This window comes from Paenibacillus sp. Dod16 (genome assembly GCF_049893405.1).
Lineage (GTDB): Bacteria > Bacillota > Bacilli > Paenibacillales > Paenibacillaceae > Paenibacillus_AQ.
This window is the reverse complement of the sequence record NZ_JBNDYG010000046.1, coordinates 93,097-99,895: the sequence shown is the minus strand read 5'-3', so window position 1 is coordinate 99,895 and position 6,799 is coordinate 93,097. Positions and strand designations below refer to the sequence as shown.

Below are 6,799 nucleotides of genomic sequence, written 5' to 3'. Positions count from 1 at the left end.
TCCTAGTGATTTCGCAATCGATTTCATGCTTTCTGATCCATTTTGATAACGCATAACTGCTTGTAATTTTTCGTCCGAACTAAAATTAGCCATAGAAAAAACTGCACCTCCAATGTTAGATGGTGTCTAACAATTGGGGTGCAGTTCATATAACGGGTGGTTTACTCTGCGGCTGAAAGCCTTTGTTGCTGGCCAGCCCTAAAAGGGCATTGAATGGTTCGCTAACTGCACTACTTTTTCGGCTACCCCTAAGGGGTCTATTTCTATTCCTTCCCCAAGACCTCCCTTACTCTATTGAGCGCTGCGGCGATCACTTTATCCATATCGTAGTACTTGTATTCGCCGAGACGCCCGCCGAATATGACATGCTGCTCGGCATCCGTCAATTGCTTGTATTTTGCGTACAGCATGCTGTTCTGCTCATCATTGATCGGATAGTAAGGCTCATCGCCCAGCTTCCACTCCACGCTATATTCGCGGGTAATCATCGTTTGCGGCTGTGTGCCAGAGTCAAAATGCTTATGCTCAATAATTCGCGTATATGGCGTTTCCAGATCGGTATAATTGACGACGGCGTTGCCTTGATAGTTATCCGTATCCAGCAACTCAGTCTCAAAGTTTAAACTGCGGTATGCCAGGACACCGAACCTGTAATTGAAATAAGCATCGACCGGCCCTGTGTACACAATGTGTTCCGCCAAACTGTCCCAATAGACTTTGTCGGCAAGATAATCCGTTTCCAGCTGCACTTCGATGCCATCGATCATCTTCTCCACCATCGCCGTATAGCCGCCTATGGGAATACCTTGATACGAATCGTTGAAATAGTTGTTATCATACGTGAAACGCACCGGCAATCGGCGTATAATAAAGGCAGGCAGTTCGTGGCAGGACCGCCCCCACTGCTTTTCCGTATAGCCGCGGATCAATTTCTCATAAATATCTCGCCCTACCAAATTAATCGCTTGCTCCTCCAACGTTCGTGGATTGTCCACAAAGCTGTCTCTTCGCTGCTGCTCGATTTTTTGCTTCGCTTCTTCCGGGGTGGTGACCCCCCACATTTGGTGAAAGGTATTCATATTAAACGGCAGATTGTAAAGCTCGCCCTTAAAGTTTGCCAACGGACTGTTCGTGAAACGGTTAAACTCCGCAAACTGATGGACATACTGCCAAATTTCCTTGCTGCTCGTATGAAAAATATGCGCGCCGTATCGGTGAACTTGAATATCCGCCACCTTTTCCGTATGGACATTGCCGCCGATATGATTTCGCTTGTCAAGGATGAAGCAGGTTTTGCCAGCTTTCTTTGCTTCATGGGCAAATACAGCTCCGTAAAGCCCTGCTCCGACAATCAAGAAGTCATATTTTTTCTGCATAAGTCCCTCCAAGTTAGTTAAAACCGACAACCTTTTGCGTAAGTTTGTACACGCCCACCGAGATGCTGCGTCCGATTCGTCCCGGCAGACTGAGCAGCCGCCCCATCATCCCGTAACGCAAACGATGGTACAGCTCCAGATCATATTCCATGATGAAGGACCAGAATGCCCGCTTTTTCTGCAAATTTTCCTTCGAACCTGAACGAATAAGCAAAATCGTCGAAATCATCGTTACGATTTCCAAATGATTAAATAAATACTGGCGCAGCTTGCAACTGCTAACGCTTTCCAGGTCTATCTGCTCGATCATCAGCTTGTTCACTTGTAACTGCTGATCAATTCGCCTAATCATAACCTGTTCATTAACCGATTGATCGGCACGCCCAATGAAATATCGATAGAAATCAACGTTGAGATAGAACAGGCTCTTTACATAAGGCAACGGCGTCGTAACAAATAAATTATCGACATAAAACGTATGCTTAGGCAGCATGAGCCTGCATTCCCGCAGCAGCGCCGTTCGGTAAATGAGCGAATGCATCATTAAATACTGCCCTTTGCGGAAGCGCCCGATCTCTTCCCACGTAAACACTTCATCTTCGGGAAAGACGTTTTCGTACTTCATGACCTTTTTATACTTGGCGCCCTCTTTTTCATAAACAAAATTGCTAATCAGCAAATCAATCGGCTGCCGCCTTGCGGCAAACCGCTCCAGTGCTGCTAATATTTTCAGATACGCTCGCGTGTCTACCCAATCGTCGCTGTCCACCACTTTGAGATATAAGCCGCTCGCGTGTCGGATACCTGCGTTAACCGCTTCGCCATGTCCTCCGTTAGCTTGATGAATGGGCTTGATGATGGCTGGATATTTTGCTGCGTATTCCTCCGCAATCTCCCCTGTTCTGTCGCTTGAACCGTCATTGACGATCAGGATTTCCACGTGATCCCCGCCAGGCAGCAAGGACTCGATGCAGCATCTCATATAATCCTGGGAATTATAACAAGGGATGACGACTGATAATAGCTTCATGTTACACAACCTTTACTCTGTACTCCTGATGATTAGCGTTTTAGTAGTATAGCATACTTCCATTGAGGCCACGGTCTCTAATATTCACCAACTTAAAACTAGCGGCACTCCAAGAAAGAAGCACCGCTTAGCCTTAATCATTCCTATTATTCTGTTACTTTCCATGTGCGGGAAACCGCAAACAGCACGTTCTTGCTTGCTTGGTACAAACTCTTTGTTGCGCCGACTTTCGTGGCCGGATCTTTCGCCGCTGCCAGCATGACTTTATTCTGATTATCGCCGCCCTGCCATACGGCCATCACGTCCAGCGATACGTCACCGCCTGCATAGATCATTTTTAGTGGATCCATATGCGGATACATATTAGCATCCGTAAGCACCAAGCCTTCAAAGCCCCACTCATTGCGCAGCACCTCTGTCAACAAGCCTTGATGCGCGCCAGCCCAGCTTGTGCCGATAAAATTGAAGGATGACATCACGCCAAGACTTGCACCTTCCTTCACGGCCAGCTCGAACGGCTTCAAGTAAATTTCACGAATCGCTTGCTCATTGGACCATACGAAAAATTGATTGCGGGCATTTTTTTCCTTGTCGTTAACGGCGAAATGCTTAATGTAGGTGATAATGCCTTTTTCGCGGGCCGCTTTTACGACCTCTGCAACGATTTTGCCTGAAAGCACCGCATCTTCGCTATAGTATTCAAAGTTTCTGCCGTTGAAAGGCGTGCGGTGAATATTCATCGCTGGCGAATACCAGCCGCTATAACCGAATGCTTGCGCTTCCTGGCCAATGCTGGTTCCCATCAAATAGGCTGCATCCTGGTTCCAGGTAGCTGCGAGCACACCTGGAGCCGCATACGTCACACCGACACCCTCGGTTCCCATAATCGGACCGGAATAAATGTTAGAGGCAATCGCCATCGAGCCATCCGGCTGCAGCGTCTTCGGCACGCCTAGACGTTCAATTTCCAGCAGTTGATAAGCGCCCATTCCTGCAATATTAGCCATTTCATCAAGTGTTAATTGCGACAGGAATTCATCCCAACGCGGATCGTCGTACGGCACATCCTTCATCTCAGCCAGCTTGATCGTTTGCTCCAATGTTTTGCCGAATTGCGGAAGATCGGCTTCGCTTAAGTCCAGCTCCGAATCTGTTGGCACTTTAGCGGTCAATGCATCAAGCACTGCCTGGGGAGCGGTAAAGTCCGCTTCCTGTGGACCGGTAAATGCACGGCTATTCGGATTCCAATCTCGAGTCAAATAATCATCCACGAAGAAGGCATCCTCGAACCGGTTGGTTGCCACTTGTCGATCCGTGGAACGCTTGCCGTCGTGCTCCTCATTATAGACAATTTCATTCTGAACCTTGTAAATCTCGGAATCGAGCTTGTCGTGCGCATTTTCCATCAGCATCAGCTCGTAATTGCCCGCTTCCAGCACATAGGCTTTATGCTCCTTCTCATCGTAAGAAGCCAAATCTTCGACGCTGAACGACAATGAGTAATAATCGGTTTGACCCGGCTCAATCATATTGGTCTTCTTGAACGTGACCAAATTCACAGATGCTTTCTCGATGGCTCCGGTATATGGAGGATTCGAGTAAATTTGAATGACATCCTTGCCCGCGACATCGCCTGTATTCTCAACGGAAACGCGCAATGTGATCGTTCCGTCTTCCTCGTTCATATCGACAATGTCCTTCTTGAAGGTTGTATAGCTAAGGCCATGACCGAACGGGAACAGCAGTTCTTCGTCGTAATTATAGCTGCTATCTGTAGCGTGTCTTGTTTCGTAATATTTGTAGCCAACATAAATGCCTTCCGCATAATGGCTGAAATATCCGGAATCCCCTTCAATATTCGTGTATTTATTGGACTCACCCGTCATGACACCATTGCTGTCCAGAGCGTTATAGTTTTTCGCTGCAGGGTTGTTCATCAAGTCCGCTGGCCATGTATCCACTAAACGGCCGGAAGGGTTGACGGTGCCATTCAAAATTTTTGCCAATGATTTGGTTCCGGTCTCACCCGGATAACTGATCCAGACGACGCTTTTAATCGCCGGATATTCGTTTAGAAAGTCAAGCTGCATCACGTTTGCAGAGTTAATGATCACGACGACATTCTCAAAATGTTTCGCTACAACTTCGAGCATCGCTGCTTCATCCTCAGCGAGCGACAGCTGAGCTGGCGTTAGGTCGGTATCCTCGCCGCCCCCTCTTCCAAGCACAACAAGTGCTGTATCGGAGAACGATTTCGCCTGATCAAGCAATGTTGAGCCGTCGCCGTATAATGAGCTGTCTTCATAAGCGGCTGCTGGCACTTCAGGCAAAATCATATTGTTGGTCTCGCCCAGAATTTCGGAATCGCTGCGGTTTTTCGGGGCCGCCGTTTCCTTAACGGATAGCTTGCCGTTTTTGTAGTAATTATAATGCAGATAGAGCAAATCGGGATTCAATTCAAGATTCCCTACGTCACGCAGCGCATCCTCCAGCTTAACCGCTTTCGTCACATCGGTTGCTGTCGAACCGCCAGAGTTGAACAGGGTTACAACGGAACGCGTGCCAAATACGTTGAGCTTGGCTTTATTATCTTCCGATGTCGCGATGGGCAGGAAGTTGTCCTTATTCTGCATTAATACAAAGCCCTCGTCGGTAATTTGCTCAATTGTTTCGGTGGCCGTTGTGTAAGAGAGCTTTTGCTCCTCGCTATCCGGCTTAAACTTGGCCAGGAACCAGTTGCCCGCACTTGTGATCACAAATGCATAGTAGAGCACACCAACGATCAGGACGATCAGTGCGCCTAGCGCGATCAGCCAATTTCTTTTTTTCTTGCTCATTGAACTCATTGAAATTCCCCTTTCATTAGCGCGGAAGCTTTCTCTCTGTATAGATCTGTTTAGCTTGCCTGAATATCAGGCTTTTGCTTAAAGATGATTTTAAAGATCGGGAAAAACACCCAGAAGGAAATGGCGCTGTTAATGATCATCGAAATGACATCCGCCGTGGTTTCCCCGGCACTGCCCATTTCCCATGTATTCATCAGCAAATTATAAATCGGTGCTTTATACAGGCCCTGAGCCGCGGCAGCCCCCAATGAAATGATGATATAAGCGATGACATACCAAAAAGCCGCCTGCCAAATATTGCTGTTGGATTTGAAGGTAATGTTTCGTTGCGCAAAGAAATTAATGATCTGTGCGATCGTGATCGACGTTTGCACCGCAAGAAAATACGCAAGCCCTCCGCCGCCGCCTGCAGACAATGCGCCAGCTGCATAATCAAATACATAGTAAACGCTGCCGTCAAAGTTATTCCCCAGCTGTAAAACCTGAAAGCTTGTATCGACCAGTGAAGTGTTGCCCAGCAGCGACTTGAACAGCGGCATAATGATGATCTGCAGCACCGTCACGCTATTACTGAGCAGGAAGAACATAAGAAATTGCGCGATGTTCGGATGTTTTTCCGTGTAATTGTTCCATAATCTGATTAGTCCTCTTGATTGTTGTTTCATTGCTGCCTCCTTAGTTTGATTTCGCCGTCTGCATCAGCTTTTTTCTTTCCTTCAGCAGATGACGCAACCCTTTAAAGAAGCTGCCATTCGCCATCATCAGCATACCATCCAACATTGGCATATTCATGATACCGCCCGTCATTCTTGCAATGCCTCTGAATGGCATATGGTATACCGACATCATGATTAAATTCGCCGTGCTTCGTTTTCCAATCTTGCGTAAAAACCAATGGGCAAAGGTGAGCGCAAGATATGCAAATCGGGCAAACCAGCCTTTGGCATATTGGCATTGCGCGATTGTATCATTGTAACCAAGCGGCTGCGTGCGATCCCAGGTCGCTGTTGGCACGGACCGGCCGAGCAGCTGTTCAAACTCATCCTGCGAGACACGGCTCGCCTGCCCAGAATAATAGGAAGGAAGCTTGGTTTGATCATATGGCAATGGCGCATCGGTGCCGGCTACGTGCAAAATGCCCTCTAAGCGAATATCTGCGCTGGATGCCCCGATCATTATATCGTATTCCGCTTCTTCCACTTCCCAGCGATTCGTTTTGACATTAAAGTAGCGGAAGGTTTTATCATCGAACGGAATATGGACGGCTTTGCTTTCGCCGGCTCGTAAAAATACTTTGCTAAAGCCTTTCAGTTCCTTTCGAGTCCGAAAGATGCCAGTAGATGCACAGCCGACATACAATTGGGCGATTTCCATCCCGTCTCGCGAACCACTGTTTGTAATCGTAAATGTTGCTCCCGATGCATCGATGGTCAAATCCGAATAATCGAAGGTGGTATAGCTTAAGCCGTAGCCGAACGGATACAGTACGTCAATATTTGCAGTATCGTAGTAACGATAACCGATAAACAAGGCTTCGCGATACTCGA

At 47.5% G+C, this 6,799-nt stretch carries 5 protein-coding genes; all 5 read right to left on the bottom strand.

All coding sequences use genetic code 11. From position 1 onward, the window contains the following. Positions 1 to 263 precede the first annotated feature (263 nt). Positions 264 to 1,376 (bottom strand): UDP-galactopyranose mutase, encoded by a 1,113-nt coding sequence (gene glf, locus ACPV3A_RS29460; protein WP_426203126.1) that lies wholly within the window; start codon positions 1,374 to 1,376, stop codon positions 264 to 266. Between the two features lie 13 nt (positions 1,377 to 1,389). Then, positions 1,390 to 2,406 carry a glycosyltransferase family 2 protein gene (locus ACPV3A_RS29455; protein WP_426203124.1) on the bottom strand — a complete coding sequence of 339 codons (1,017 nt, stop codon included), beginning with the start codon at positions 2,404 to 2,406 and terminating at the stop codon, positions 1,390 to 1,392. A 146-nt stretch (positions 2,407 to 2,552) separates the two neighbouring features. Further along, positions 2,553 to 5,252 (bottom strand): glycoside hydrolase family 3 C-terminal domain-containing protein, encoded by a 2,700-nt coding sequence (locus tag ACPV3A_RS29450; RefSeq protein ID WP_426203122.1) that lies wholly within the window; start codon positions 5,250 to 5,252, stop codon positions 2,553 to 2,555. A 50-nt stretch (positions 5,253 to 5,302) separates the two neighbouring features. Beyond that, positions 5,303 to 5,917, bottom strand: coding sequence for a hypothetical protein (locus ACPV3A_RS29445; RefSeq protein ID WP_426203120.1), 615 nt, complete (start codon positions 5,915 to 5,917; stop codon positions 5,303 to 5,305). 10 nt (positions 5,918 to 5,927) lie between these two features. After that, positions 5,928 to 6,799 (bottom strand): fibronectin type III-like domain-contianing protein (locus ACPV3A_RS29440; RefSeq protein WP_426203119.1); only part of this gene is annotated, 872 nt, incomplete at its 5' end.